Here is a 1,772-nt window from a genome sequence, read left to right as displayed (position 1 = left end):
ATCTACTCGGAGAAGGTGGCTTTGGCAAAACTTACGAAGTCAGCGATCGCGGGCGACTTTCAAAAGTTCTAAAAGTTTTGATTAAAAACACCCCCAAGGCTATAGAACTATTCAAGCGAGAAGCCGAAGTTCTATGCCGCCTCAATATTTTAGGAATTCCTAAAGGTGAGGAGTATTTTACCTTTACTCCAGGTAACACTCAGGAACAAGTGCATTGCTTCGTAATGCAGAAAATAGAAGGCAAAAATTTGCAAGATTGGATGTTCCAGCGGAACAATCAGCCGATCGGCGAAAAGAAAGCCCGCCTTTGGTTAAAGGAGTTAGTTCATATCCTGAGCGACATCCACGAGAATCAGTTCTTTCACCGGGATATTAAGCCGTCCAACATCATGCTTACTCAGAACGGAATGTTGGTATTAATAGATTTTGGAACGGTACGGGAAATCACCCACACTTACGAAAGCAAACACGCAGCCAAGCAAATCACGACTATTCATACCCCTGGCTACGCTCCTTTGGAGCAATTTAATGGTCAAGCTTCCCCACAATCCGATTTTTTTGCCTTGGGTCGTACTTTTGTTTATTTACTAACGGGAAAGCATCCTGATGAATTCAACAAACCCTATGAACATGACCTCTACACTGACGACTTAGAGAGTTGGCGCGATGAAGCACCCCATGTTTCGCTCGTGTTTGCAGATTTTATCGACCAACTCATGGCGCAACCTCTTCAAAAACGCTTTGCGGATACTCAGGCAATTTTGCAACGGCTCAAAGAAGTTGAGGAAATTTTGCATCCTCCTGTAGTCATTACACCAGAAAGGTATCAATTGCAAAAGAAACTGCAAAAAATGCAGAGGGATGAAAAACTTTGGTCTGATATTCGCCAGTTATCTCAACACTACGTTGAGACATTTTTAAATGTAGAGCCTGCATTGGAAAATCCAATAAATTGGCAAAAAGTTGCGTTTGACCGCACGTTCGGCGATTTATCATCTGGACACTCAGCACCTGTACGCTGCGTCGCTATTAGTCCAGACGGGCAGTTCCTCGTTAGTGGCGACGACGATTGGATAGTTAAAGTTTGGAACATCAATGAGGAAGAAGAAATTTACACACTTATAGGTCATTCAGGAAGCGTAACTTCTGTAGCCATTAGCCCAGATGGCGAAACTTTGGCGAGCGGTAGTGTTGATAAAACTATAAGATTGTGGGATCTAAAAACCGGACAAGAAATAAAAACTCTCGCAAGGCATTCACTACCTGTAACTTGCGTTGCTTTTCACCCCCAAAAAAATTCAGTTTTATTTAGTGGTAGCATGGATAAAACTGTCAAGGTTTTGGATATTGAAACCGCTCAAATAAAACGCACCTACGCTCAACATACTGAAGGCGTTACTTGCCTAGCAGTCCACCCCAACGGACAAATTATAGCCAGTGGCAGCGACGATTGTAGTGTCATCGTTTGGAGTAACTACAAGTTCGCTGGTCATTCTGCTCCTGTGTTATGCGTAGCAATTAGCCCCGATGGACAAACTCTGGTTAGTGGCAGTCAAGACAAAGAGATAAAAGTCTGGAACCTGAGCAACGGTGAGCTGCTTCGTACTTTGACCGGACATTCCGCCGCTGTTTATTCTCTGGTAATAAGTCCAGACGGGCAGACTCTTGTTAGCGGTAGCGAGGATACAACCATCAAAGTTTGGAACTTAGAGACGGGGGAGGAAATTAAAACCCTCGCTCAGAATTTGGCATCTGTTACTTCTTTAGCTATT

General features: G+C 43.6%; 1 protein-coding gene. It reads left to right on the top strand.

Going from position 1 to position 1,772, the window contains the following annotated elements; genetic code table 11:
- The coding region (locus tag ACUVJL_RS13630) for a protein kinase domain-containing protein (RefSeq protein ID WP_445246338.1) at positions 1–1,772 on the top strand (1,772 nt) is incomplete at both ends.

Origin of the sequence: Microcoleus sp. OTE_8_concoct_300 (assembly GCF_031383065.1) — a bacterium.
Classification (GTDB): Bacteria; Cyanobacteriota; Cyanobacteriia; order Cyanobacteriales; family Microcoleaceae; genus Microcoleus.
This window is presented reverse-complemented; position numbering and strand designations above follow the sequence as displayed.